Source organism: Vibrio sp. 03_296, assembly GCF_002265885.1.
The window spans coordinates 1-1,501 of the sequence record NZ_NPKW01000291.1 but is presented as its reverse complement, the minus strand read 5'-3'; the positions used below and the strand labels follow the sequence as shown (position 1 = coordinate 1,501).

The window sequence follows — 1,501 nt, the reverse complement described above, 5'->3', positions numbered from 1 at the left end:
TTCTGCGTGCTGCTTAATGATGGGGTCGGCACTTTCGGTGGCTAACAGTCGGTCGCCTTTTTTCGACCACTCAGTACCCCATGACACCACGCTGCCTTGAGCGGAGTGTGCGACGAGGCGCTGGTCGTTATCCATGATGTAGACAGTCGCCTTGGTTTTCTCTTGCAAGCGATTTAAAAACGCGTTGAAGGTATTGATGCGAATGTCGGTGACCATCACGCCGACAAACTGTTGCTTGTCGTAAACCGGCGAGAGGGCGGAAAGGGTGATTTCTTGGCGCTCGTCAGCATTGGCATAGATGGATGACCACATCACCTGGCGCTTTTCAGCAACGGGGCGTACCAAGGTCGCACGCGCGGATCGTAGTTGGGGATCACCGAGACAATCTCTTTGCTGATTTTATCGCCGCGATAAATGACCAATTTGCTGTCGGTGCGGTCATCTTGAATCATTAATGTGTGCGTGCCATTGCTCTCTTTGCGAAAGCCGATGTAATCCGCCGCTTCCGAGCCAAAACCGATCACATCCAGTTGTGGGATATCGGCGTACAGGGTTTGAAAAGCATTCAAGAAATAGTCTTGCAACTGTGAGGTATCATCAGCTTTGTAGAGGTGATTGAAGCTGATGGTGTGTGCCATCGCCAAACCGGCATCAAACGGTGCGCCTAAATACTCAGTGAGATGAGTTTGTACATTCTCCGTTAACGCAGAGAGTTGCTTGTTACTGAGATCAACCACGGCACGTTCATAGCTGTGTCGTTGAACGAGGATGACTAAAGATGATCGATAAGAGAAAATCACCACAAAAGGGGTGATGACGGCTGCTTTGAGAGAAATTTTGCTGCTGTCGTTGAGTTCGTACATAGAAAAAGCGTCTCTCCTTGATGTGCTTGGGTTTTGCACCGGTGTTCGAACGTGTCGAAACAAAGGCGCAAAAACCGAATAAGCCAAATGGGCAGACGCGACGGTACGGTATCGGGCGAGTGTGGTTAGTACAGCTCTTTTAGTTTTCTCGTCAACGTGTTGCGTCCCCAGCCTAAAACTTTGGCGGCATCCTGCTTGTGTCCATTGGTGTGCTTTAGTGCTGCTTCTAATAGTATACGTTCGAATTGAGGAAGTGCATAAGCCAGCAGTTCTTTTTCTCCAGATTCCAAAGCGTGCTCAGCCCAGTTCGACAACGTTTCTTGCCAAGTACCAGAAGCGTTGTTGTCATCCACCACGCGTTTTTCATTGACCAACTCGCTCGGCAAATCACTTGGCAACACTTCGCTGCCACTGGCCATGACGGTAAGCCAGCGACAAATGTTTTCCAACTGACGTACGTTGCCTGGCCAGTTCAAACGGTTAAGTATTTCTACCGTGCTACCATGCAGCGTTTTGGCTTCTACACCGAGCTCTTCTGCGGCTCGCAGCAAGAAGTGTTGGGTCAGTTTTTCGATGTCTTGCTTGCGCTCGCGAAGGGCTGGGATCTGCACGCGAATGACGTTGAGGCGGTGAAAAAG

General features: G+C 50.1%; 3 protein-coding genes. All 3 read right to left on the bottom strand.

The window, feature by feature from the left end; genetic code table 11:
- The coding region (locus CIK04_RS33645; RefSeq protein WP_369597168.1) for a cache domain-containing protein at window positions 1-312 on the bottom strand (312 nt) is incomplete at its 3' end.
- The gene (locus CIK04_RS33640; protein WP_325205767.1) at window positions 312-863 is read right to left on the bottom strand and encodes a hypothetical protein; all 552 of its coding nucleotides are present in this window, start codon (window positions 861-863) and stop codon (window positions 312-314) included. The genes CIK04_RS33640 and CIK04_RS33645, both read right to left, overlap by 1 nt.
- 125 nt (window positions 864-988) lie before the next feature.
- Window positions 989-1,501, bottom strand: a 513-nt coding sequence (locus tag CIK04_RS24080; protein WP_325205766.1) for a helix-turn-helix domain-containing protein, incomplete at its 5' end; no start/stop codon positions are given.